We start from the raw sequence: 22,504 nt of genomic DNA, 5'->3' as shown, positions 1-22,504 counted from the left end.
GGGGGCCGTTCCACCCGGTCACCGGCTCGCGGCGAGCCTCGGGACGGGGCCACCTGCCCCCCGCCTCGAGCACTCGGCGCGGGCCCCTGGGAGGGGGCCGTTCCACCCGGTCACCGGCTCGCGGCGAGCCTCGGGACGGGGCCACCTGCCCCCCGCCTCGAGCACTCGGCGCGGGCCCCCGGGAGGGGGCCGTTCCACCCGGTCACCGGGGTCGGCGCCGGATGGTGCGCTCAGGTGATGCTCACGCCGATCGCCGCGCCGATCAGGTAGGTCAGGCCCGCCGCCGCGGCTCCGAAGAGCAGCTGCCGGCCCGCGGCGTACCACCAGGGGCGCGGGGTGAAGCGGCTGCTCAACGCGCCGGCGGCGGCCAGCCCGACGCCGCCGCACAGCAGGGCGACCCCCAGCAGGGAGAACCCGAGCAGGTACGGCAGCAGCGGGATCACCGCGCCGGTGGCGAAGGTCAGGAACGACGAGACCGCCGCCGTCCGCGGGCTGGGCTTGTCCTCCGGGTTCAGGCCGAGCTCGGCGACGACGTGCAGCCGCAGGGCGACGTCCGGGTCGCGGTGCAGCTGGACGGCGACCCGCTGGGCGAGGTCGGCGTCCACCCCTCGCGCGCGGAGCATGGCGACCAGCTCGGCGAGCTCGCCGCGGGGGTTGCGCTGCAACTCGCGGCGCTCCTTGGCCACCTCGAGGTCGAGCTGCTCGTTCTGCGTCTTGACCGAGGTGTACTCGCCGAGGGCCATGGAGATCGCCCCGGCGACCAGGCTGGCCACGCCGGCCAGCACGATCGCCCGCGGCGCGGCTCCCCCACCACCGACGCCGGCGACGAGCGCGGTGTTGGTGACCAACCCGTCCATCGCCCCGAACGTGGCTGCGCGCAGCCACCCGCCGGAGACGTCGGCGTGGCTGTGCTCGTGCGCCTCGGCCGCGGGCGCCTCGCCCGCGCTCACCCGTCCGACTCGGCGCCGAGCTCGACCGGGGGCTCGACCGCTGCCGGACCCCCGTGCCCCCCACCGCTCACCGGCTCGCGGCGGGCCCCCGCGACGGGACCGACCGCGACGCTCGGCACACCCTCGACGCCGTCGGCCGCGGCGAGCTGCCCGCAGGCGCCGTCGATGTCCTGGCCGCGGGTGTCGCGGACCGTCGTCGGCACACCCGCCGCACGGAGGCGGGTGACGAACTCGCGCTGGGCGGGCAGCGGGCTGGCGTCCCAGGGGCTGCCCGGGGTCGGGTTGAGCGGGATGAGGTTGACGTGCGCGCGGCGGCCGGCGAGCAGGCGGCCGAGCAGGTCGGCCCGGTGCGGCTGGTCGTTGACGTCGCGGATCAGCGCGTACTCCACCGAGTACCGCCGGCCGGTGCGCCCGGCGTACGCGTCGGCGGCCTCGACCACCTCGCCGACCTTCCACCGGGTGTTGACCGGCACCAGGGTGTCGCGCAGCTCGTCGTCGGGGGCGTGCAGGCTGACCGCGAGCGTGACCGCGAGGCCCTCCTCGGTCAGCCGGCGGATCGCGGGCACCACGCCCACCGTCGACACGGTGACCGAGCGCTGCGACAGCCCCAGCCCGTGCGGCGCCGGGGTGACGAGGGCGTCGAGGGTGCGGCGGACGCGGGCGTAGTTGGCCAGCGGCTCCCCCATGCCCATGAAGACGACGTTGGACAGCCGCCCCGCCCCACCGGGGAGCTCGCCGGACGCCATCGCGGCGGCGGCCGCCACGGCCTGGCCGATGATCTCCGCGGCCGACAGGTTGCGGGTCAGCCCCTGCTGACCGGTCGCGCAGAACGGGCAGGCCATGCCGCAGCCGGCCTGGCTGGAGATGCAGACCGTGGCGCGGTCCGGGTAGCGCATGAGCACGCTCTCCACCAGGGCGCCGTCGTGGAGCCGCCACAGGGTCTTGCGGGTGCGCCCGCCGTCGGCCGACTGGTGCCGGACGGGCGTGAGCAGGCCGGGCAGCAGCGCCTCGGTGAGGGTGCTGCGGACGGCGGCCGGCAGGTCGGTCATCCGCTCGGGGTCGCTCACCCCGCGGTAGAAGTGCCGGGCCAGCTGGTCGGCGCGGAAGGCCGGCTGGCCGAGGTCGGCGACCGCCTCGCGCGCCTCCACCCGGGTGAGGTCGGCGAGGTGCCGCGGGGGCCGGCCCCGGCGGGGGGCGTCGAACACGAGAGGGAGGGCAGTCATGACGCCCCCATGGTCCCACCCGGGACGGGGACGGCGCGCGTGATCTCCGCGGCTCAGGGCACCACGCCGGTCGCGCGCAGGAGCTCCCCGCCCGGATCGCCCGGATCGGCCGGAGGCGTGGGGGACGCCCCGGGGCTCTCGTCCGCCTCCTCGCCCGCGTCCCCGTCCGGGTCCGCGGTGGGCGCCGGGGACGGCGTGGTCGACGGGCTCGTGGGCGGCGGCGGGGTCGTGGGCGTGACCGACGGGGTGCGCGGCGCCGTCGTGGGGGTGGGCGCGGACGACCGGGGGGTCGCGGTGGGCGCCCTCGTGGGGGTCGCGGTCGTCGGCGTGGTGGTCTCGGGGGGCACCGTCGGGGAGGGTGCGGCGGTCGACCGCACCGGCTCGCGGACGGGTCCGGCGTCCCGGTCGGACGGCGTCCCCGTGGAGCCCGTGCCGGCCCCGGGCAGGACCCGCGTCGGTGGCGCCGGCGTCCTGGGCGCCGCTGCCGTGCGGGCCGGTGCCGTCCGGGCCGGTGCCGTGCGGGCCGGTGCCGTCGCGCGGACCGCGGGGCGCGGGGGCGGCGGAGGTGCGGGCGCCACCGCGGAGGACGCGGTCGTGGTGGGGGGTGCCACCGGGACCGGTGCGGTCGACCCGGGGGCGGGCGCCTCGTCGGGGGTCGCCGCGCCCCAGCGGTCCGGCGCGGTCCAGGTGCCGCCGACCTCGCCGGACCGGTCGCTGGCCTGCGAGCGGGTGGCGGGGGTGTCCGGCCCGCCCAGCAGCCAGGCGCCCGCGACGCCACCGGCGACGAGCAGGGCGACCACGAGGCCGGCGACGGCCGCCCTCGTCCGGCGTGGCCCTGCCGGTGCGGCGACCGCCCGAGGCACCGTCCGCACCGGCTCGGCGGCGTGGTCGGGCGGCGGCCCTGCGGCCGCGACGAGCACCGGCAGGGGATCGGCGGCGGGGGCGTCCTGCGGCGGCCCGTCCACCGGCTCGGCGGCATCCACCGGCTCGAGGGCATCAACCGGCTCGGAAGCGTCCTCCGCCTCCCCGGCGTCCACCGGCTCGGGAACGTCCTCCGCAGCCTCGGTGGCGTCCGTCTGCTCCCCGGCGTCCACCGGCTCGGGAGCGTCCACCGGCTCAGGAGCGTCCTCCGGCTCGGGAGCGTCCACCGGCTCAGGAGCGTCCTCCGGCTCGGGAGCAGCCCCCGGCTCGGAGGCGACGGCCGGCTCGGCGGCGTCCGGCGCGGGCCGGCCGTCCTCGGCCGGCGGCCCGGCGACCGGGGCGGCGGTCTCGTCGGCACCCCCGGCGTCCAGCCACCCGGGCAGCCAGGCCTCGTCCCAGTCGGGGGCCTGGGGTCCGTCGGCCCCGCCCCGCTCGTCCGGCGTCCCCATCCACCCTCCTGACCACGCACAGTGTCTTTGTGGCAACTCACCGCTGTCGGTGCGATGGTGCCGGACACCGGCGGTCGGTCGCCGGAGGCACGGCCGAGGTGCTGCTCACCCGTCCCTGCTGCCAGGCTGGCCGCATGAGCCGGCTGGCCGAGGTCGACCTGTCCCTGCGCCTGTCGAAGGGGGAGGGCAAGCGGCAGCTGGCCGCGGCGCAGGAGCGCCTGGTCCACCTGCGGCTGCTGCTGGGCGGCCAGATCGGCCCCGGCGAGCTCGGCCCGCCGCTGCTGGTGCTCTTCGAGGGCTGGGACGCCTCCGGCAAGGGGGGTGCGATCAAGCGCCTGGTCGACCACCTCGACCCCCGGCACGTCCGCGTCGCCCAGTTCGCCGCGCCCACCCACGACGAGAAGCGGCACCACTTCCTGTGGCGGTTCTGGCCCGTGCTGCCCGGCTGGGGTGGCATGGCCGTGCTCGACCGCACCTGGTACGGCCGGGTGCTGGTCGAACGCGTCGAGGGGTTCGCACCCGAGGAGGCCTGGCGGCGGGCGTACGGGGAGATCGTGGACCTGGAGACGACCCTGGCCGCGGAGGGCACGGTCCTCGTGAAGTTCTGGGTGCACGTCTCCCCGGAGGAGCAGCTGCGCCGGTTCGAGTCCCGGCACCGCGACCCCTACCGGGCCTGGAAGCTCACCGACGAGGACTGGCGCAACCGCGAGAAGCGGGGGGCCTACGAGTCGGCCGTCGAGGAGATGCTCGAGCGCACCGACCACCCCGCCGGCCCGTGGCACCTGGTCGCCGGCGACGACAAGCGGTGGGCCCGGGTGGACGTCGTCCGCACCGTCTGCACGGCCGTCGAGGAGGCGTTGCGGGCCCGGGGTGTCGACCCCGACCCGCCGCTGTCCTGAGTCACCGGGCGCCCCCCCCGGTCGGCGTGCTGCCGCACCCAGGCGTGCATGGCGATCCCCGCGGCCACCCCGGCGTTGATCGACCGGGTGGAGCCGAACTGGGCGATGGAGACGGTGACGGCGGCCGCCGCGCGCGCCTCCGGGGTCAGCCCCGGTCCCTCCGCGCCGAAGAGGAGCACGCAGCGTTCCGGCAGCACGGCGGTCTCCAGCGGCACCGCCCCGGGTCCGGTGTCGACGGCGACGACGGGCAGCCCGGCGGCCGCGGCGAAGCCCGCGAGGGACGCCACGTCGGGGTGGTGGCGCAGGTGCTGGTAGCGGTCGGTGACCATCGCACCGCGGCGGTTCCACCGGCGCCGCCCGACGACGTGCACCTCGGCGGCCAGGAACGCGTTGGCGGTGCGCACGACCGTCCCGATGTTCAGGTCGTGGCCGAAGTTCTCGATGGCGACGTGGAAGGGGTGCCGGCGGGTGTCCAGGTCGGCGACGATCGCCTCCACGGACCAGTACCGGTAGCGGTCGGCGACGTTGCGGCGGTCCCCGGCGGCCAGCAGCTCGGGGTCGTAGCGGGGGTCCTCGGGCCAGGGACCGGCCCAGGGGCCCACGCCGACGGCGCTCCCCCACTCGGTCGGCCCGGCCCCGGGCTCGGGCTCGGCGGTCACCCGGGCAGGATCGCAGAGTGCCCGACGACGTCCTGCTGCACCTGGTCGAGCCGGCCGCCTGGCGGGCGGCGCTCGACACCGGCGCGCTGCGCCCGCCGTCCCTCGCCGAGGCCGGCTTCGTGCACCTGTCCACGCCCGCCCAGGTGCACCTGCCCGCGCGGCGGCTGTTCCCCGGCCGCCGGGACCTCGTGCTGCTCGTCGTCGACCCCGCCCGGCTGCCCGACCCGCTGCGCTGGGAGCCCGGCGCGCCCGGTGACCCGGCCGGGATGCGCTTCCCCCACCTGCACGGGCCGTTGCCCACCCGGGCGGTGACCGCCGTGGTGCCCTACCGGCCGCCGGTGCCGCCGCTGCTCCCGGGGCCGGACGACGCCCTCGGCCGGGCCACCGCGCTGTTCACCTCGCTGCAGGTCCGGCGCGCCCCCGAGGTCCGCGACGTGCCCGGCGGGGTCGCGGTGCTCGACCCCGCGTACCGCTTCTCCCGGGACGACAACGCCCTCGTGCTCACCGCGCCGGTCGACGCCGCGACCGTGGCGCGCACCGCGCGGGAGGTCGCCGCCGACGCCGGGTGGCCGGCCGAGTCGGTGGCGCTGCGGGGACCCGGCGGCGGGGAGGTCGCCGCCGAGCTGGCCCGGCGCGGGTGGGAGGTGGGCGAGCTGCGGGTCATGGCCCGGCGCCTGGACGGACCGGTGGACGGCGGCCGGCGCGCCGAGGTCGTCGCGCAGGAGGAGGTGCACGACCTCTGGGTGCGGTCCTGGCGCCGCGACCTGCCGGCGCGGCCGGACCTCGACGAGGTCGTGGCGCAGCTGGTCGGCCGGGAGCACCGCACCGGGGCGGTGGTGGCGGTCACCGACGTGGCGGTGCGCGAGTCCGGTCGGCTGGTGGCCACCGGCCAGCTGCGGGTGGACGGCGCCACCGCGGCCGTCGAGGGGGTGGCGACCGAGCCGGAGGTGCGGGGCCGCGGGTACGCCGACGCCGTCCTGACCCGGCTGCTCGGGCGGGCCGCCGCGGCCGGGTGCGACCTGGTGGTGCTCGAGGCCGCGGCCGACGACTGGCCGCGGCACTGGTACGCCCGGCGGGGCTTCGTCGACGTCGGCGCCTGCTGGGACGCCACGCGCCCCGCGACGACCTACGCCGGGACGACCCAGGACAGCAGCAGGTAGGCCACCGCCGCCGAGGGCAGCAGCGAGTCGAGCCGGTCCATCAGCCCGCCGTGGCCGGGCAGCAGGCTGCCCATGTCCTTGATCCCGAGGTCGCGCTTGAGCAGCGACTCGGCCAGGTCGCCGACGGTCGCGCTGACCGCGAGGGCGACGCCGAGCAGCACGCCGCCCCACCAGGGCCCGTCCAGCGCCAGGACGACGATCGGCGTGGCGACGAGGACGCAGGCCAGCACCGACCCCGCCATGCCCTCCCACGACTTCTTCGGGCTCACCGAGGGCGCCATGGGGTGCCGGCCGAGGAGCACCCCGGCCGCGAAGCCGCCGACGTCGTTGCCGACCACGGTCGCGATGAACAGCAGCACGCGGACGGCGCCGTCGTCGGGCACCAGCAGCAGGACGGCGAACCCGGCGAGGAAGGGGACGTACAACGCGACGAACACCCCGGCGGAGGCGTCCCGCAGGTAGTCCTCGGGCCCCTCGGCCAGCCGCCAGAGGAGGACCCCCAGGACCGTCAGGAGGAAGGCCACGACCAGCCCCGAGGGGCCGCGCGTCCAGGCGAGGCCGATCATGGCCAGCGTCCCGACCAGGACGGGGACCAGCGGCGGCCGGACGTCCCCGGCCTCCAGGGCGCGGGTCAGCTCGACGACCCCGATCAGGATCGCCACGGTCAGGACGCCGAGGAACGCCGGCCGCCAGACCAGCAGCGAGACCAGGACCAGCGCCCCGAGCGTGGCGCCGACGCCGATGGCGGCGAGCATGTTGCGCCCGGCCCGGCCGCGCGGCTTCGCCGGCGGGTCGACCAGCCTCGGGCCGACCGACTCCGTCGTGGGCTCGTCGTCGGGCGCGCGGGCCGGCACCGGCCCGGGGACCGCCAGCTCGACCGTCCGGGGCTCGCCCGTCCGGGGCTCGGCCGGCGGCCGGGTCGGGGACGTCGGCGGGACCGGCCGGCCGGAGGCGGGCAGCGGACCGGTGTCGGGATCGCGGGTCATCGCAGGGGGGACGGGGGCGCTCAGACCTCGAGGAGCTCGGACTCCTTGTTCTTGACCGCCTCGTCGATGCTGCCGACGTGCTTGGCGGTCAGGTCGTCGAGCTCCTTCTCGGCGCGGCGGACGTCGTCCTCCCCCGCCTCGCCGTCCTTGGCGATGCGGTCGAGCTCCTCCTTGCTGCGGCGCCGGATGTTGCGGATCGCGACCTTGGCGTCCTCGCCCTTCGAGCGGGCCATCTTGACCAGGTCGCGGCGGCGCTCCTCGGTCAGCTGCGGGAAGACCACGCGGATGATCTGGCCGTCGTTGGTCGGGTTGACCCCGAGGTCGCTGTCGCGGATGGCCTTCTCGATCGCCGAGAGCTGGCTGACGTCGTAGGGCTTGATGACCGCCATGCGCGCCTCGGGCACGGTGATCGACGACATCTGCGGCACCGGTGTCGGGGCGCCGTAGTAGTCGACCAGCACCTTGTTGAACATCGACGGCGCGGCGCGACCGGTGCGCACCGAGCCGAGGTCCTCGCGCGCGACCGACAGGGCCTTGTCCATCCGCTCCTCGGCGTCGAGCAGGGTGTCGTCGATCACGGGTCTCTCCTCCTGGGGCAGCGGCGGAGCCGCCGGTCTCACGGGACGCGGGCCGGTCGTCGGCACCGCGGGTCAGGCCGGGTCGCTGATCAGCGTCCCGATCCTCTCACCTGCCACGGCGCGGGCGATGTTGCCGTCGCGCAGCAGGTTGAAGACCACGATCGGCATGCGGTTGTCCATGCACAGGCTGATGGCCGTCGCGTCGGCCACCTTGAGCTGCTTGGCCAGCACGGTGGCGTAGTCGAGGTCCCCGTACATCACCGCGCCCGGGTTGGTGCGCGGGTCGTCGTCGAAGACGCCGTCCACCCCGTTCTTGGCCATGAGCAGCACCTGGCAGCCGATCTCCAGCGCCCGCTGGGCGGCCACCGTGTCGGTGGAGAAGTACGGCATGCCGGCGCCGGCCCCGAAGATGACCAGGCGGCCCTTCTCCATGTGCCGCACCGCCTTGCGCGGGATGTAGGGCTCGGCGACCTGGCCCATCTCGATCGCCGTCTGCACCCGCGTCTGCAGGCCGACCTGCTCGCAGAACGCCTGCAGCGCCAGGGCGTTCATGACCGTGCCGAGCATGCCCATGTAGTCGGCCTGCCGGCGGTCCATCCCGGCCTCGGCGAGCTCCGCGCCGCGGAAGAAGTTGCCGCCGCCGACGACGACGGCGACCTGCGTGCCGCTGCGGACGACGGCCGCCAGCTGCTCGGCGATGCCCTGGACGATGGCCGAGTCCACGCCCACCCGGCCGCCGCCGAAGGCCTCGCCGGAGAGTTTGAGCAGGACGCGGGTGTAGCCGGCGCCGTCGGCGGGCTGGAAGGCGCTGGGCGCGGACAGCGGGACGGCGGTGGTCGGCGCGGCGGTGTCGGTCAACGGTTCTTCCCTCGCTCGGCGGCGTTCCCCTGATCCTGCCGCATGGCCCCTGGTCGTTCTCCCGGAGCACCGGCCGCCCCTCCCGTACCCGGGCAGGCCCGCGGTCCCGACGCGGGAACCGGACGGAGAAGGACCCCGCCACCCCCTCCGCGCCTCGCAGGTGCGGCGCGGGCCCCTGCGGCGGGGCCGATCGGGGGTGGCGGGGTCCTCTGCTCCGCCGGTGTCAGGCCTGGCCGACCTCGAAGCGGGCGAAGCGCTCCACGGTCAGGCCCGCCTCGTCGACGATCTGCTTGACCGTGCGCTTCGGCTCGGTGATCGACGGCTGCTCGAGCAGGACGAAGTCCTTGTAGTAGGCGTTGACCCGACCCTCGACGATCTTGGTGATCGCCTGCTCGGGCTTGCCCTCCTCCTTGGCCGTCTGCTCGGCGACCCGGCGCTCGGTCTCGACGGTCTCGGCCGGGACCTCGTCGCGGGAGAGGAAGCGGGGGCGCGCGGCGGCGATGTGCATCGCCAGGCTGCGCGCGGCGTCCTCGGACCCGCCGCTGTACTGCACGGCGACACCGATGGCCGGCGGCAGGTCGGTGGCGCGCTTGTGCAGGTAGGTCGCGGTCTGCCCCTCGAAGGCGACGAACCGCGACAGCACGAGCTTCTCGCCGATGCGGGCCGACTCGCCCTCGACCAGCGAGGCCACGGTCCGGCCGTCGACCTCGGTCTCCAGCAGCCCGGCGGCGTCGGCCGGCCTGCTGTCCAGGCCGATCTGGAGCAGGCGCTCGGCCAGTGCGACGAAGTCGGCGTTCTTGGCGACGAAGTCGGTCTCGCAGTCGAGCTCGAGCAGGGCGCCGTCCCTGCTGACGACGACGCCGTTGGTCGTCGAGCGCTCCAGGCGCTTGCCGACGTCCTTGGCGCCCTTGATGCGCAGCAGCTCGACGGCCTTGTCGTAGTCGCCCTCGGCCTCGGTGAGCGCCTTCTTGCAGTCCATCATGCCGGCGCCGGTGGCGTCGCGGAGACGCTTGACGTCGGCCGCGGTGAAGTCAGCCATGTCTCTTCTCTCTGGTGTCAGGTCCGGCCCTGCTGCAGGGCCCCGCGCCGAGCGTGCGAGGCGTGGGGGGCAGCAGGGTCCTTACGCGTTCTGGGCGCCCTGGGTGCCGGTGGTCGTGTCGCCGGTCGCGGGCACGCCCTCGACCGGGGCGACCTCGTCGGCGGTCACCTCGGGCGCGGCGGCGGGGGTCTCCGGCAGCGGCTCGGCCTGCACGGCGGCGTCCTGCGCGGCGGCCTCCTGGGCGGCGTCCTGCTGACCGGTCAGCAGCTCGCGCTCCCAGTCGGCCAGCGGCTCGTCGCCGCCGATGGCCGGCGCCTCGCCGTCCGCGCGCCCGGCGTTGGCCTGCGCCGCCGAGCGGGCCATCAGACCCTCGGCGACGGCGTCGGCGACCACGCGGGTGAGCAGGGCGGCGCTGCGGATCGCGTCGTCGTTGCCCGGGATCTTGTAGTCGACCTCGTCCGGGTCGCAGTTGGTGTCGAGGATCGCGACGACCGGGATGCCCAGCTTGCGTGCCTCGCCGACGGCGATGTGCTCCTTCTTGGTGTCGACGACCCAGACGGCGCTGGGGACCTTCTGCATGTCCCGGATACCGCCGAGGCTGCGCTCCAGCTTGGCCTTCTCGCGGGTCAGGCCGAGGGTCTCCTTCTTGGAGAGACTGGCCATCACGCCGGTCTGCTCCATGTCCTCGAGCTCCTTCAGCCGCTGCAGCCGCTTGTGCACGGTCTGGAAGTTGGTGAGCATGCCGCCCAGCCAGCGCTGGTTGACGTAGGGCATGCCGACCCGCTGCGCCTGCTCGGCGATGACCTCCTGCGCCTGGCGCTTGGTGCCGATGAACAGGATCGTGCCGCCGTGCGCGACCGTCTGCTTGACGAACTCGTAGGCGTTGTCGATGTACCCGAGCGTCTGCTGCAGGTCGATGATGTAGATGCCGTTGCGCTCGGTGAAGATGAACCGCTTCATCTTCGGGTTCCAGCGACGGGTCTGGTGCCCGAAGTGGACGCCGCTGTCGAGCAGCTGCTTCATGCTGACGACTGCCATGGTGCGCAGCCTCTCTGTACGCGCGCGGCCGCCGGGCGGCCGCGCTCCTCGGTTGACGCGGGCACCGGGGTGGTGGCCCGCCCTGGCGTCCTGCGGCGTCACGAACCCCGCAGGGACCGAGGTGACGACCGCCCCGCCGACCGGCGGGGGAGGACGCGCGAAGTCGACCCGCCGGAGCGGGCCGCACCGGACAGCATACCCGTCCCGCGGGCACCCCCACCCGCGCCCCGGGGGCCGTCCACAGGCCCGCCGCCCGGCCCCTCCCGACCCCCTCCCCCGCGGACCGTGGGCAGGTGCGCTCCCTCTCCCTCGGCGTCGTCCGGCTCCGGTCCCTCCACGGGCTGGCCCTGGTCGTCCTGCTCCCCGTCGGCCTGCTCGTCGCCGGCCCCGTCCTCGCCGCCGGGGCGGCCGGTGCGGAGCCGGCGCGGCCCTCCCCCGCGGCCGCGGCGGGGGCGTGGACGCGCCCGGTGGAGGGCGCGGTCACGCGCCCGTTCGACGACCTGCCGCACCCCTACGCGGCGGGGCACCGGGGCGTGGACCTCGCCGGCTCACCGGGCCGGGTGGTGCGCGCCGCCGGCGACGGCACGGTGGTCTTCGCGGGCATGGTGGCCGGCCGTCCCGTGGTCAGCGTCGAGCACGCCGGCGGCCTGCGGACGACGTACGAGCCGGTGACCGCCCTCGTCGGCGCCGGCCGGGCGGTGCTGCGGGGGGAGCCGCTGGGCACCCTGGCCGCCGGGCACGACGGGTGCCCGGTCGAGGCCTGCCTGCACTGGGGCCTGCGCCGCGGGGAGACCTACCTCGACCCGCTGACGCTGCTGTCGCGCGCAGTTCGGCTGCTGCCGCTGCTCAGCCCGGCAGCCCCCGCGGGACCTCGGTGACGTGCTCGACGACCGGGAACGGGTCGTCGAGGTGGTGCCGCGGCAGCAGGGCCTGCTCGAGGGCCTCGCCGTCGCTACCGGCCGCCGTCCCCGCCGTCGTCACGCGATGTCGGCGAGCCGGCTCCGCAGGTGCAGCACCGCCTTGGTGTGCAGCTGGCAGATGCGGCTCTCGGTGACGCCCAGCACCCGGCCGATGTCGGCGAGCGTGAGGCCCTCGAAGTAGTACAGGCTGACGACGACCTTCTCGCGCTCGGGCAGCTGCTCGACCGCCCGGGCCAGGAGCTGACGGGCCTCGCCGTGCTCGGCCATCGCCTGCGGGTCCAGGGCGCTGGAGTCCTGCAGCGTGTCGACCAGGCGGGGGGCGCCGCCCTCGTCGTCCCCGAGCAGCTCGTCGAGCGCCACCACGTTGACCAGCGACAGCTGGCCGAGGAACTTGCGGACCTCCTCGACGTCCATGTCCATCTCGGCGGCCACCTCCTCGTCGCTGGGGCTGCGCTGCAGCCGGCTCTCCAGCGCCGCGACGGTGCGCTCGAACTGGCGGGCCCGCATGCGCACCGACCGCGGGATCCAGTCGGTGCTGCGCAGCTCGTCGATGATCGCGCCGCGGATGCGCGCCATCGCGTAGCTCTCGAACTTGACCTCGCGGGAGGGCTGGTACCGGGTGATGGCGTCGATGAGGCCGAAGGTGCCGTAGGACACCAGGTCGGCCTGCTCGACGTGGGCGGGCAGGCCGCTGCCGACGCGGCCGGCGACGTACTTCACCAGCGGCGCGTAGTGCAGGATCAGCCGGTCGCGCAGCGCGGTGTCGCGGTCGACGACGTAGCGCGACCACAGCTCGGCCAGGGTGTCGTCACCGGCCTCGTCGAGCCGGTCGATGGTGACCTCGGGCACGGTTCGCGCTCCCCCGGCGGGTCGTGGGCCTCCGGTGAGGCCGTGGTCGGGCACTGGGTGGGCGGCCGGTGCCGATCGCACCCACGGCCACTCTCCCAGACGGACGCCGAACTCCTCTCAGGCTCGCGGGTGCGCCTGGGCGTGGACCGCGCGCAGCCGGTCCACCGTGACGTGGGTGTAGATCTGCGTGGTCGCGAGGCTGGCGTGACCGAGCAGCTCCTGCACCGAGCGCAGGTCGGCGCCGCCCTCGAGGACGTGCGTGGCCGCCGAGTGCCGCAGCCCGTGCGGGCCGACGTCCGGCGCACCGGGCGCGGCGGCGACCGCGGCGTGCACCGCCCGGCGGGCCTCCCGGGGGTCCAGCCGGCGCCCGCGCCGACCGAGCAGCAGGGCCGGGCCCGAGCCGGGGGTGGCCAGCACCGGCCGGCCGCGGGTCAGCCAGGCGTCGAGGGCCCGCTCGGCCGGCGCCCCGTAGGGCACGCTGCGCTCCTTGCGACCCTTGCCCAGCACCCGCAGCAGCCGGCGGCCGCGGTCGACGTCGTCGACGTCGAGGCCGACGAGCTCGCTGACCCGGATGCCGCTGGCGTAGAGCAGCTCCAGGACGACGGCGTCGCGCAGCCCCACCGGGTCCTCGGCGCCGGCCCGCGACTCGACGGCCGCCCGCGCCTGGTCGGGGGCGAGCACGTCGGGCAGCGTGCGGTGGGCCCGGGGGCTGACCAGGCGCTGGCCCACGTCGTCGGGGGTGAGCCCGGCCCGGCGCAACCAGGCGGTGAACGAGCGGGCGGCCGCGGCGCGGCGGGCGGTCGTGGCCCGGCTCGCCCCGCGCGTGCGGCCCTGCGCCAGCCAGCTGCGCAGGGTGGCCAGGTCGAGGTCGTCGACCCGCCCGCCCCCGCGCCGCGCCAGGTGGTCCAGCAGCCGGACGACGTCACCGACGTAGGCCCGCACGGTGTGCGCGGACAGCTCCCGCTGGGCGCGCAGGTGGTCCTCGTAGACGGCCAGCGCCCCGGCCAGCGGCGGCGCGAGAGCCGCGCGCACCTCCTCGGTCCGGTCCCCCACGCCGGCACCGTGCGCCGGCGGCGAGGCCCGGTCAAGCTGCCGCGCCGGTGCCGCTCTCAGCCCCCGCCGGCGCCCTCCGGCCCGTCCCCCGCGCCCCCGGGGCGCGGGGTGAGTCGCCAGCCGGTGCCGGTCCACTGCACCAGGTCGGCGAGCTCCAGCGCCGGGAGCACCCGCAGCACCTCCACCACCTCGCAGCCGGCGGTCGCCGCCAGCCGCTCGGCGCTGACCCCCCGCCGCACCGGGCAGGCGTCGAGCACCCGCACCGCGACGTCGGAGAGGGAGTCGCGGGCCTGCTGCGGCCGGGCCGGCGGGTCGGCGAGGTCGGCACCGATCCGGCCCACCACCTCGACCACGTGCGCGGCGTCGGCGACGAGCGCCGCGCGCAGCGCCTCGTCGCGCAGCAGCTCGTGGCAGCCCACCGACATCGCCGAGGTGACCGGCCCGGGCACGACCATGACCGGCCGGCCGAGGCGCTCGGCGCGCCGGGCGGTGGCCTGCGCCCCGGAGCGGGCGGCGGCCTCGACCACCACCGTGCCCCGGGTCAGGGCGGCGATGAGCCGGTTGCGGACGAGGAAGCGGTGCCGGTGCGGGGCGGCGCCCGGTGGCCACTCGCTGACCAGCAGCCCGTCGGCGGCGATGCGGTGGAAGAGGGCGCCGTGCCCCTCCGGGTAGGGCCGGTCCACCCCGCAGGCGAGCACGGCCGCCGTCGGCCCCCCGGCCGCCAGCGCCCCGCGGTGGGCGGCGCCGTCGATGCCGTAGGCCCCGCCGGAGACGACCGTCCAGCCGCGGGCGGCGAGGTCGTGGCCCAGCTCGCCGGCCACGTGCTCGCCGTAGGCGCTCGACGCCCGCGCCCCGACGACCGCGACCGACCGGTCGAACAGCTCGTCGAGCCGCGCCGCCCCGCGGACCCACAGCGCCACCGGCGGCACGGGCGCGACCGTGCGCGGGGACTGGTACCGGGGTTGCCCCGGCTCCTCGGCCACCGCCACGGTCAGGGCGTGCAGCCCCAGGGCCGGCCACTCGTCGTCCTCCGGGGTCACCAGCCGCGCGCCGCACCGCTGCGCCCGCGCCAGGTCCGCGAGGGTGGCGTCCTGCTGCGCGCGGGGACCGACCAGCGCGCGGACGGCGTCGGGTGCCGAGCCGGCCCGCAGCCGGCGCACCGCCTCGACCGGCCCCCACTCGTCGACGAAGCGCCAGAAGGCCACGCTGCCGGGCTCGGCGGCCCGGGTCAGCCAGGCCCGTGCACGGCGCAGGCCGGTCGCGGTTGCCGGCCCGGACACCGTGACCGAGGCACCGACCGAGGCCTCCTCCAGGGCCTCGTCGAGCGAGGGTCCGGCGCTCACGCGGCGGCCCGCTGCAGCCGCATCCCCAGGGCCTCGGCGACGTCGTCGGGGTCGGGCACCGGGCGGCCGGCCAGGTCGGCCAGCGTCCACGCGACCCGCAGGACGCGGTCCAGCCCGCGGACGGACAGCGCGCCGCGCTCCAACGCCCGCTCGGCCAGCGCGAGCGCCCGCCGGGGCGGCGCCCACCGCTCCCGCAGCAGACGGCCCGGGACCTCGCTGTTCAGGTGCAGCCCCGTGCCGCGCAGCCGCTCCCCCGCGGCCGACCGGGCCGCGGACACGCGGCGAGCGACGACGGCGGTCGGCTCCGGCGCCGCGACGCCGTCCAGCCACGCCGCGCGGGTCACCGGGGGCAGGTCGACGCGCAGGTCGACGCGGTCGAGCAGCGGCCCGGAGAGCCGGGCGCGGTAGCGGCGGCGCTCCAGCGGGCTGCAGGTGCAGGCGGTGTCGCCGGCGGCGGAGGCACACGGGCAGGGGTTGGCCGCGAGCACCAGCTGCGCGCGGCACGGGAAGGTGGCCGCGGACCGCGCCCGCGCGATGGTCACCTCACCCCGCTCGAGGGGCTGGCGGAGCGTGTCGAGCACGGCGCGGGGGAACTCCGGCGCCTCGTCGAGGAAGAGCACGCCGCGGTGCGCCCGGCAGAGCGCGCCGGGCCGGATCGGGCCCGACCCGCCCCCGACCAGCGCGGCCGTCGTGGCCGAGTGGTGCGGGGCCTCGAACGTCGGCCGGGTCACCAGCGGGGCCCCCGGCGGCAGGGTGCCGGCCACCGAGTGGATCGCGGTCACCTCCAGGGCCGCGGCCTCGTCGAGCGGCGGGAGCAGCCCCGGCAGCCGTTCGGCGAGCATGGTCTTCCCGGCCCCGGGCGGGCCGGAGAGGAACAGGTGGTGGCCGCCGGCCGCGGCGACCTCCACCGCGCGCCGCCCGGCCGCCTGGCCGAGGACGTCGCCGAGGTCGGGCCCCGGTGGCGGCGGCGGGACCCGGACCCGGTGGTGCCGGACCAGCGGTGCGCGGCCGGTGAGGTGCGCGACCACGTCGGCGAGCGTCGCGGCGGGGAGGACCTCGACGCCGTCGACCAGGGCCGCCTCGTCGGCGTTGCCCGCCGGGACCACGACCGCGGGGTGGCCCGTGCGCACGGCGGCGAGCACGGCCGGGAGCACCCCGCGGACCGCGCGCACCGAGCCGTCGAGCCCCAGCTCGCCGAGGAGCACCAGGTGGTCGAGCGCCGCGGCCGGCACCGCCCCGTCGGCGGCCAGGACCGCCGCGGCCAGCGCCAGGTCGAAGCCGCTGCCCTGCTTGGGCATGGCGGCCGGGGACAGCCCGATGGTGATGCGCCGCAGCGGCCACCGCGCGCCCGTGTTGACCACCGCCGCCCGGACGCGGTCCACCGACTGGCGGACGACGGCATCGGGCAACCCGACGAGGACGACGCCGGGCACCCCGGCGGACATGTCCACCTCGACCTCGACCATCGCCCCCTGCACCCCGGCGAGGCCGACCGACCACGTGCGGGCGAGCGTCACGTGAACGCCCCCCGCAGGTGGGTGACCTCGGCCGGGCCGCTCTGCCGCACCAGCACGCCGACCACGTCGAAGCGCAGGTCGGGGGCGTGCTCGTCGTGGGCGGCCAGCCAGCGCTGCGCGAGGACGCGCAGCCGGCGCTGCTTGGCCGGCGTCACCGCCTCGACGGGGTGGCCGAAGCCGGTGGCGCGCCGGGTCTTCACCTCGCAGAAGACCAGCGCGGACCCCTCGCGGGCGACGATGTCGACCTCGCCGTCGCGGCAGCGCCAGTTGCGGTCGAGGACCCGCAGGCCCTGGTGGGTCAGGTAGGCGGCCGCGATGCGTTCACCACGGCCGCCGAGGTCGTCGGTAGGCACCGGGCGACCGTGCGCCGCCGCCGGGGCGGCCGGGGGACCCGGCCGGGGTCTGTGGACGGGTCAGCAGGCTGTGGACGGCGGCGGCCCCGCCGCCCCCGGCCGGTGGCAGCCTGCCGGGCGTGCGGGGATCAGGGCAGGCGCGGGCCGTCGGGCAGCTCGAGGTCGGGCTTGTCGAGCTCCTCGACGTTCACGTCCTTGAACGTCAGCACGCGCACGTTGCGGACGAAGCGGGCCGGCCGGTACATGTCCCACACCCACGCGTCGGAGAGCTTGAGCTCGAAGTACACCTCGCCCCCCGCCTCGCGCACCTGCAGGTCGACGGCGTTGGCCAGGTAGAAGCGCCGCTCGGTCTCGACCACGTAGGTGAACTGGCGGACGATGTCCCGGTACTCGCGATAGAGCTGCAGCTCCATCTCGGTCTCGTACTTCTCCAGGTCCTCGCTGCTCATCGCGGCTCTCCGGACGCAGGGCGCATGGACCCATCATCGACCATGCCGGCCGAACCGGTCGGAGGGAGCCCCCGCCCGGCGTGTGCGCCCAGCGCCCGGGCCACGTTGACGAAGCGCATCCGGTGCTCGGGGCAGGGCCCGAACCGCTCGAGGGCCGCGGTGTGGGCCTCGGTCGTGTAGCCCTTGTGGACGGCGAAGTCGTACTGCGGCCAGCGCTCGTGCAGGTCGAGCATGATGCGGTCGCGCGTCACCTTGGCCAGCACCGAGGCGGCGGCGACGCAGGCGGCCACCCGGTCGCCCTTCCACACGGCCAGGGTCGGCCGGGCCAGGCCGGGCACGGCGAAACCGTCGGTGAGCACGTAGTCGGCGCCGGGGTCGAGGGTGCACACCGCCCGGCGCAGCGCCTCCAGGTTCGTCACGTGCATGCCGCGCTCGTCGAGGTCGGCGACCGGGATGACGACCACCGACCAGGCCACGGCCCGGTCGACCACCTCCGCGTAGACCCGCTCCCGGGCGGCGGCGGTCAGCAGCTTGGAGTCGGCCAGGCCGGGGACGCGCCCGCGCCGCCCCTCGGGCAGCACGCAGGCGGCCGCGACCAGCGGGCCGGCGCAGGCGCCGCGGCCGGCCTCGTCGGCGCCGGCGACGGCGGCGAACCCGCGCCGCCGCAGGGAGCGCTCCATCTCCCAGAGAGCGTCCGGCCGCCCGGCCGCCGCGCGGGTGCGGGGCGCCGGGAGGGTCGGGGTGGTGCGTCCTGCCATCGCTCCCCGACAGTACGACCCCGCGGCCGCGGCCGGCCGGGAGGCGCCCGGGACCGTGACGGGCCGGCCGGTCCGGCTCCGGAGGTGCCGGGAGCCGGCCCCCGGGTCGGGGGCCGGCTCCCGGTCGGGCCGGGCGCCGCAGCGCCGGCCGGTCCGCGCGGCGTCCGCCCGGGCCGCCGAGGAGGCGGACGGCCCGGGCGGGCGCCGGGTGGTCCCGGGAGGAGGCCGGGACCACCGGAGGCGGTCGGGGGCGGCCCTCAGGCCTCGGCCGACGCCAGGCTGTGCGCCCCGCAGGTGCAGCCGGGGTTGCGCGAGGAGAGGACCAGCGACACCGCGTGCGCCCGGTCCCGGGCACCCAGCTTGCGCAGGATGGCCTTCACGTGCGACTTGACGGTGTCCTCGCTGATGAACAGGTTGCGGCCGATCTGCCGGTTCGACTGGCCCTGGATGAGCTCGTCGAGCACGTCGGACTCGCGCCGGGTCAGCGGCACCTGGGGGGTCAGCGGCTTGCCCGCCGGGACGGCCGAGGGCTCCACCCGGCGGATCTGCGGGTCGACGACGACCCGCCCGGCGCGGGCGGCGAGGATCGCCCAGCCCAGCAGCGTGGGCGAGGTGTTGAGCAGCAGGTACCCGCGGATGCCGGCGGCCAGGGCCTCGTTCACCACGGCCGGGTCCTCGGAGGTGGCCAGGGCGATGATGGTGACCCGGGGGTAGCGGCGGCGCAGGTCCCGGCAGACGTTGAGCGTGGCGGCGCGGCCGGGGCCGAGCTCGACGACGACGGCGTCGGGGCGGGCGGTCTCGACGAGCGTGAGGGCGCGCCGCACCTCACCCGGGGTGCCGACCGCCTGCATGCCGGCGGTCTCGTTGACCATGCTGACCAGGCCACGACGCACGACGGGGGCATCGGCGAGGAGGAGCACGCGGGTGACACCGCGGACGCTCGCCATGGGTGCGGACACAACTGACTCCGTTTCACCGTTCGGGGGGAACTCTCACGTTCTCCATCGGACGGGTGAGACGGTTGCTTGAACGCTTTTCCGACATTTTCTCGCGGCGCCTGGAAATCCAGTTCAGAATGGCACCGGGTCACATCCGTAACGCTTCTCGACGACAGTTGCCATTTCTGTCGACATGGCGACGCGTACCGTCCCCCGCCGGGACGACGACGGCCCGCACCCCGGGTCCGGGGTGCGGGCCGTCGGCCGCCGGCTCGGTCTCAGCCGGGTCGATGCCTGCCGCGGCGGGCGCGCCGGCGACGCCAGGCGCGCAGCGGCAGGGCGCCGGCGAGGCCGAGGGCGTAGGGGGCGGCCAGCGCGGCGGCCCCGCCGCCCGGCGTCGCGGTCCCCGCGCCCGCGGGCTGCAGGCCCTGCGCCTCCGTGCCCTGGATGTCCGGGGAGTCCAGGACGTCGAGCCGGTCGAGCGGCCAGACGATGAGCGCGGCCTTGCCGATGACGTCGTCCACCGCGATCGTCCCGGAGTACCGGTCGCCGATGTGCGCCTTGGAGTCCGCCGAGGCCGAGCGGTGGTCCCCCATCACCCACAGCCGGCCCTCCGGCACGGTGACCGGGCCGAAGGCCCGCGACTCCGGCGGGGTGTTCTCGAAGAGGTAGGGCTCGTCGAGCGGCTCGCCGTCCACGGTGACCCGGCCCTGCTCGTCGCAGCACTCGACGGTCTGCCCGCCGACGGCGATGACGCGCTTGATGTAGTCGTCCTCGCTGGGCGGGGCGACGCCGATCGCCCGCCCCAGCCACAGGGCGGCGCCGGAGAACCAGTTGCCCGGCTCGCTCACCGTCACCTCGGGCGACCAGGTGTCGGGGCCCTCGAAGACCACGATGTCGCCGGGCTCGGGCTCGCCGAACCAGTACGGGACCTTGTTGACCAGCACCCGGTCCCCCGTGCAGCCGGGGCAGCCGTGCAGCGTCTGCTCCATCGACCCGGAGGGGATGAAGAAGGCCTGCACGAGGAAGGTCTTCACCAGGAGGGCGAGGACGAAGGCCACGAGCAGCAGCACCGGCAGCTCGCGGAGCAGGGAGCCCTTCTTCGGGTCCTGCGCCCGGCGCCGCGAGCCGGCGGCCGCCGGCCCCTGCCCGGTGCCGGCACCGGGCTCCTCGGGCTCCGGAACGACGTCGGCGGGCCTCCCGGGCCGGTCACTGGTCATCGAGAGCCAGGGTACGGCCGCGGGGGACCCGCCGCGGACGGGCCGCGCTGCGGCGGCCCGGGACGTCAGCGCGCGACGGTCTCGCGCTTCTCCTTGATCTTGGCGGCCTTGCCGCGCAGCTCGCGGAGGTAGTACAGCTTGGCCCGGCGGACGTCACCGCGGGTCACCACCTCGATCTTCTCCACGACCGGGGTGTGCACCGGGAAGGTGCGCTCGACACCCACGCCGAAGCTGACCTTGCGCACGGTGAAGGTCTCGCGGATGCCGCCGCCCTGGCGGCGGATGATCACGCCCTGGAAGACCTGGATGCGCGAGCGGTTGCCCTCGATGACGCGCACGTGGACCTTCACGGTGTCACCCGGGCGGAACTCGGGGATGTCGTCGCGCAGCGAGTCGGCGTCGAGTGCGTCCAGGGTGTTCATCGCGGCAGTCCTGTCCTAGCGGTGGCGGTGTCTCGGTGCGGACAGCGGCCTGCCCCGGCCTGTGGTTCCGGGGGGCTGGGCTCCGGGAGGAGCTGACGTCGAGGGTGCCGACGGTCCGCAGCAGCTCTCTACTGTGCCACATCCTCAGCCGACGAAGCGCGGCGGCTCCGTCCAGGGGCCGGCGAGCAGCTCCGGGAGCAACCGGGCGAGCTCGGCCGGGGCGAAGGCGACCGCGGCCTCGGCGATCTCCGCCGCGCTCCACCAGCGGTGCGGCTCGTCGCCGAGGACCTCGAGCTCCGTGCGCCCCCCGGGGTCGACCTCGTGCACGACGTCCCGCAGGACGAAGAAGGTCTCCCGCGAGTCGATCTGCCGGCCGGCGAACGGCCCGACGTGCCGGCGCAGCCACACCGGGCCCTCCAGCGCCTCCGGGGCGACGACCAGGCCGACCTCCTCGGCGAGCTCCCGGGCGGCGGCGTCCCGGACGCCCTCGCCGTCCTCGACACCGCCGCCCGGGGTGTACCAGAACAGCACCTCCCCCGGTGGGACCGCCGGGTCGGTGAGCCGCGCACCGAGCAGCAGCACCCGCCCGGCCGGGTCCAGGACGACCACCCGGGCGGTCGGCCGGACCCACGGCCGGTCAGGCACCGTCGAGCGCGGCCCGGTCGGCCGGCGAGAGGGCGGCCTCGTCGAGGGCGCCCATCAGGTCGGGACGGCGGGTCGCCGTCCGCCGCAGCGACTCGGTGCGCCGCCAGCGGGCGATGGCGGCGTGGTCGCCGGAGAGCAGCACCGCGGGGACGTCGTGCCCGCGCCAGGACGCCGGCCGGGTGTAGGCCGGGCCCTCCAGCAGGCCGTCGGCGTGCGAGTCGAACTCCACCGACTCCCGGTTGCCCACCACCCCGGGGAGCAGGCGGGTGACCGCCTCCACCATGACCAGCACCGCGGACTCCCCCCCGGCCAGCACGTAGTCGCCGATCGAGACCTCCGACACCGGGCCGGCGTCGCGGGCCCAGTCGGCCACCCGCTGGTCGATGCCCTCGTAGCGCCCGCAGGCGAAGACCAGCCCCGGCTCGGCGGCCCACGCCGCGGCCGTGGCCTGGGTGAACAGCTCCCCGGCCGGCGTGGGCACGACCAGGCGGGTGCCCGGCGGCCGGACGGCGTCGAGGGCCCGCCCCCACGGCTCCGGGCGCATCACCATGCCCGGGCCGCCGCCGTAGGGGGCGTCGTCGACGGTGCGGTGCACGTCGTCGGTCCACTGCCGCAGGTCGTGCACCCCGATGCTGACCAGGCCGCGCTCGGCCGCCCTGCCCAGCAGCGACTGGCGCAGCGGGGCGAGGTACTCGGGGAAGATCGTGACGACGTCGATGCGCATCTAGAGGTCCAGCAGCCCCTCGGGCGGGTCGACGACCAGCGCCCCGCCGGGGAGGTCCACGGTCGGCACGATGGCGGTGACGAACGGCACCAGCAGCTCCCCGCCGTCGACCCGGCGGACGACGAGCAGGTCGGCGCCCTCGTGGCGGACGGCGACCACCTCGCCGAGCTCGGTGCCGTCGGGCAGCCGGGCGGTGAGCCCGACCAGCTGGTGGTCGTAGTAGGCGTCCGGGTCCTCGAGCGGCGGCAGCTCGGCGACCGGGACGTGCAGGAGGGTGTCGCGCAGCTCCTCGGCGGCCTCGCGGCTGTCGACCGGCCGGCCGCCGGGGCCCTCGACGGACAGCAGGAGCACCTCGCGGTGCCAGCGGCTCCCGGTCACGGTGAGCGGCCCGCGCCCGGCGGGCTCGGTGAGGAGCGCGGCGCCGGGGGCGAAGCGGAGGTCCGGGTCGTCGGTGCGGACCTCGACGGTCACCTCACCGCGGACACCGTGGGGCCGGCCGATCCGGCCGACCACCACGGTGTCGGGTGGGGTGGTGCTGGGCTGCACGGAGGCG

Annotated in this window: 25 protein-coding genes and 1 pseudogene; 3 read left to right on the top strand and 23 right to left on the bottom strand. The window is 76.6% G+C overall.

Annotated elements, in window-relative coordinates; all coding sequences use genetic code 11:
- Nucleotides 1-230: 230 nt before the first annotated feature.
- The 3 genes from D0Z06_RS18730 to D0Z06_RS25480 are packed head-to-tail and all read right to left on the bottom strand — an operon-like array spanning nucleotide 231 to nucleotide 3,543.
- Nucleotides 231-950 (bottom strand): VIT1/CCC1 transporter family protein, encoded by a 720-nt coding sequence (locus tag D0Z06_RS18730; protein ID WP_117379058.1) that lies wholly within the window; start codon nucleotides 948-950, stop codon nucleotides 231-233.
- Nucleotides 947-2,173, bottom strand: a complete 1,227-nt coding sequence (gene rlmN / locus D0Z06_RS18725) for a 23S rRNA (adenine(2503)-C(2))-methyltransferase RlmN (RefSeq protein ID WP_117379057.1) — start codon at nucleotides 2,171-2,173, stop codon at nucleotides 947-949. The genes D0Z06_RS18730 and rlmN overlap by 4 nt, the downstream gene beginning before the upstream one ends.
- Nucleotides 2,174-2,226: 53 nt before the next feature.
- Nucleotides 2,227-3,543 (bottom strand): hypothetical protein, encoded by a 1,317-nt coding sequence (locus D0Z06_RS25480; RefSeq protein ID WP_158580031.1) that lies wholly within the window; start codon nucleotides 3,541-3,543, stop codon nucleotides 2,227-2,229.
- A gap of 134 nt (nucleotides 3,544-3,677) precedes the next feature.
- Here D0Z06_RS25480 and D0Z06_RS18710 point away from each other — a divergent pair, with 134 nt between their 5' ends.
- Nucleotides 3,678-4,442: a polyphosphate kinase 2 family protein gene (locus D0Z06_RS18710; protein WP_117379056.1), complete on the top strand. Its 765-nt coding sequence runs from the start codon at nucleotides 3,678-3,680 to the stop codon at nucleotides 4,440-4,442.
- Between the two features lie 56 nt (nucleotides 4,443-4,498).
- On the opposite strand, the pseudogene D0Z06_RS26470 reads toward D0Z06_RS18710, so the two are convergent.
- A pseudogene (locus D0Z06_RS26470) lies at nucleotides 4,499-4,939 on the bottom strand (TrmH family RNA methyltransferase); the annotation flags it as partial.
- A 179-nt stretch (nucleotides 4,940-5,118) separates the two neighbouring features.
- Here D0Z06_RS26470 and D0Z06_RS18700 point away from each other — a divergent pair.
- Nucleotides 5,119-6,261, top strand: coding sequence for a GNAT family N-acetyltransferase (locus tag D0Z06_RS18700; RefSeq protein ID WP_117379055.1), 1,143 nt, complete (start codon nucleotides 5,119-5,121; stop codon nucleotides 6,259-6,261).
- Here the strand turns inward: D0Z06_RS18700 and D0Z06_RS18695 are convergent.
- From D0Z06_RS18695 to rpsB, 5 genes are all read right to left on the bottom strand, one after another.
- Entirely contained in the window at nucleotides 6,228-7,247 is a 1,020-nt protein-coding gene (locus tag D0Z06_RS18695; protein WP_117379054.1) for a phosphatidate cytidylyltransferase, read from the bottom strand. The two genes, D0Z06_RS18700 and D0Z06_RS18695, sit on opposite strands and share 34 nt — an antisense overlap.
- A gap of 20 nt (nucleotides 7,248-7,267) precedes the next feature.
- Entirely contained in the window at nucleotides 7,268-7,825 is a 558-nt protein-coding gene (gene frr, locus D0Z06_RS18690; RefSeq protein WP_117379053.1) for a ribosome recycling factor, read from the bottom strand.
- 72 nt (nucleotides 7,826-7,897) lie between these two features.
- The gene (gene pyrH / locus D0Z06_RS18685) at nucleotides 7,898-8,683 is read right to left on the bottom strand and encodes a UMP kinase (protein WP_199522414.1); all 786 of its coding nucleotides are present in this window, start codon (nucleotides 8,681-8,683) and stop codon (nucleotides 7,898-7,900) included.
- A gap of 223 nt (nucleotides 8,684-8,906) precedes the next feature.
- Nucleotides 8,907-9,722, bottom strand: coding sequence for a translation elongation factor Ts (gene tsf, locus D0Z06_RS18680; RefSeq protein ID WP_117379052.1), 816 nt, complete (start codon nucleotides 9,720-9,722; stop codon nucleotides 8,907-8,909).
- Nucleotides 9,723-9,803: 81 nt separating this feature from the next.
- The gene (gene rpsB / locus D0Z06_RS18675; RefSeq protein ID WP_117379051.1) at nucleotides 9,804-10,760 is read right to left on the bottom strand and encodes a 30S ribosomal protein S2; all 957 of its coding nucleotides are present in this window, start codon (nucleotides 10,758-10,760) and stop codon (nucleotides 9,804-9,806) included.
- Nucleotides 10,761-11,053: 293 nt separating this feature from the next.
- Between rpsB and D0Z06_RS18670 the strand changes: the two genes are divergently transcribed.
- Nucleotides 11,054-11,638 (top strand): murein hydrolase activator EnvC family protein, encoded by a 585-nt coding sequence (locus D0Z06_RS18670; protein WP_233517800.1) that lies wholly within the window; start codon nucleotides 11,054-11,056, stop codon nucleotides 11,636-11,638.
- Here the strand turns inward: D0Z06_RS18670 and D0Z06_RS26765 are convergent.
- From D0Z06_RS26765 to rimM, 14 genes are all read right to left on the bottom strand, one after another.
- Nucleotides 11,607-11,741 (bottom strand): hypothetical protein, encoded by a 135-nt coding sequence (locus tag D0Z06_RS26765; RefSeq protein WP_255419357.1) that lies wholly within the window; start codon nucleotides 11,739-11,741, stop codon nucleotides 11,607-11,609. The two genes, D0Z06_RS18670 and D0Z06_RS26765, sit on opposite strands and share 32 nt — an antisense overlap.
- Nucleotides 11,738-12,529 (bottom strand): RNA polymerase sigma factor WhiG, encoded by a 792-nt coding sequence (whiG, locus tag D0Z06_RS18665; RefSeq protein ID WP_199522413.1) that lies wholly within the window; start codon nucleotides 12,527-12,529, stop codon nucleotides 11,738-11,740. The genes D0Z06_RS26765 and whiG overlap by 4 nt, the downstream gene beginning before the upstream one ends.
- 117 nt (nucleotides 12,530-12,646) lie before the next feature.
- Nucleotides 12,647-13,582, bottom strand: a complete 936-nt coding sequence (locus D0Z06_RS18660; protein WP_117379085.1) for a tyrosine-type recombinase/integrase — start codon at nucleotides 13,580-13,582, stop codon at nucleotides 12,647-12,649.
- A gap of 56 nt (nucleotides 13,583-13,638) precedes the next feature.
- A complete protein-coding gene (gene dprA / locus D0Z06_RS18655; RefSeq protein ID WP_117379049.1) occupies nucleotides 13,639-14,925 on the bottom strand; it encodes a DNA-processing protein DprA in 1,287 nt (428 codons plus the stop codon).
- A complete protein-coding gene (locus D0Z06_RS18650; RefSeq protein ID WP_117379048.1) occupies nucleotides 14,922-16,442 on the bottom strand; it encodes a YifB family Mg chelatase-like AAA ATPase in 1,521 nt (506 codons plus the stop codon). The genes dprA and D0Z06_RS18650 overlap by 4 nt, the downstream gene beginning before the upstream one ends.
- The gene (locus D0Z06_RS18645) at nucleotides 16,439-16,795 is read right to left on the bottom strand and encodes a YraN family protein (RefSeq protein ID WP_117379047.1); all 357 of its coding nucleotides are present in this window, start codon (nucleotides 16,793-16,795) and stop codon (nucleotides 16,439-16,441) included. Before D0Z06_RS18645 ends, D0Z06_RS18650 begins: the two co-directional genes overlap by 4 nt.
- Nucleotides 16,796-16,923: 128 nt before the next feature.
- The gene (locus D0Z06_RS18640; RefSeq protein ID WP_117379046.1) at nucleotides 16,924-17,244 is read right to left on the bottom strand and encodes a DUF2469 domain-containing protein; all 321 of its coding nucleotides are present in this window, start codon (nucleotides 17,242-17,244) and stop codon (nucleotides 16,924-16,926) included.
- Nucleotides 17,241-18,002: a ribonuclease HII gene (locus D0Z06_RS18635; RefSeq protein WP_117379045.1), complete on the bottom strand. Its 762-nt coding sequence runs from the start codon at nucleotides 18,000-18,002 to the stop codon at nucleotides 17,241-17,243. Before D0Z06_RS18635 ends, D0Z06_RS18640 begins: the two co-directional genes overlap by 4 nt.
- Before the next feature lie 257 nt (nucleotides 18,003-18,259).
- Complete coding sequence (locus tag D0Z06_RS18630) at nucleotides 18,260-18,961, bottom strand: LuxR C-terminal-related transcriptional regulator (RefSeq protein ID WP_233517799.1); 702 nt, start codon at nucleotides 18,959-18,961, stop codon at nucleotides 18,260-18,262.
- Nucleotides 18,962-19,218: 257 nt separating this feature from the next.
- The gene (gene lepB / locus D0Z06_RS18625; protein ID WP_117379044.1) at nucleotides 19,219-20,160 is read right to left on the bottom strand and encodes a signal peptidase I; all 942 of its coding nucleotides are present in this window, start codon (nucleotides 20,158-20,160) and stop codon (nucleotides 19,219-19,221) included.
- A 65-nt stretch (nucleotides 20,161-20,225) separates the two neighbouring features.
- A complete protein-coding gene (rplS, locus tag D0Z06_RS18620) occupies nucleotides 20,226-20,582 on the bottom strand; it encodes a 50S ribosomal protein L19 (protein WP_117379043.1) in 357 nt (118 codons plus the stop codon).
- A gap of 144 nt (nucleotides 20,583-20,726) precedes the next feature.
- Nucleotides 20,727-21,227 carry an NUDIX domain-containing protein gene (locus D0Z06_RS18615; RefSeq protein WP_117379042.1) on the bottom strand — a complete coding sequence of 167 codons (501 nt, stop codon included), beginning with the start codon at nucleotides 21,225-21,227 and terminating at the stop codon, nucleotides 20,727-20,729.
- Nucleotides 21,220-21,951, bottom strand: a complete 732-nt coding sequence (trmD, locus tag D0Z06_RS18610) for a tRNA (guanosine(37)-N1)-methyltransferase TrmD (protein WP_117379041.1) — start codon at nucleotides 21,949-21,951, stop codon at nucleotides 21,220-21,222. The genes D0Z06_RS18615 and trmD overlap by 8 nt, the downstream gene beginning before the upstream one ends.
- Nucleotides 21,952-22,497, bottom strand: coding sequence for a ribosome maturation factor RimM (gene rimM, locus D0Z06_RS18605; RefSeq protein ID WP_117379040.1), 546 nt, complete (start codon nucleotides 22,495-22,497; stop codon nucleotides 21,952-21,954). It lies immediately after the preceding gene.
- Nucleotides 22,498-22,504 lie beyond the last annotated feature (7 nt).

It is taken from the genome of Geodermatophilus marinus, from assembly GCF_003428645.1.
Lineage (GTDB): Bacteria > Actinomycetota > Actinomycetes > Mycobacteriales > Geodermatophilaceae > Geodermatophilus.
The sequence above is the reverse complement of the archived record's forward strand: the minus strand, read 5'-3'. Positions and strand labels throughout refer to the sequence as shown.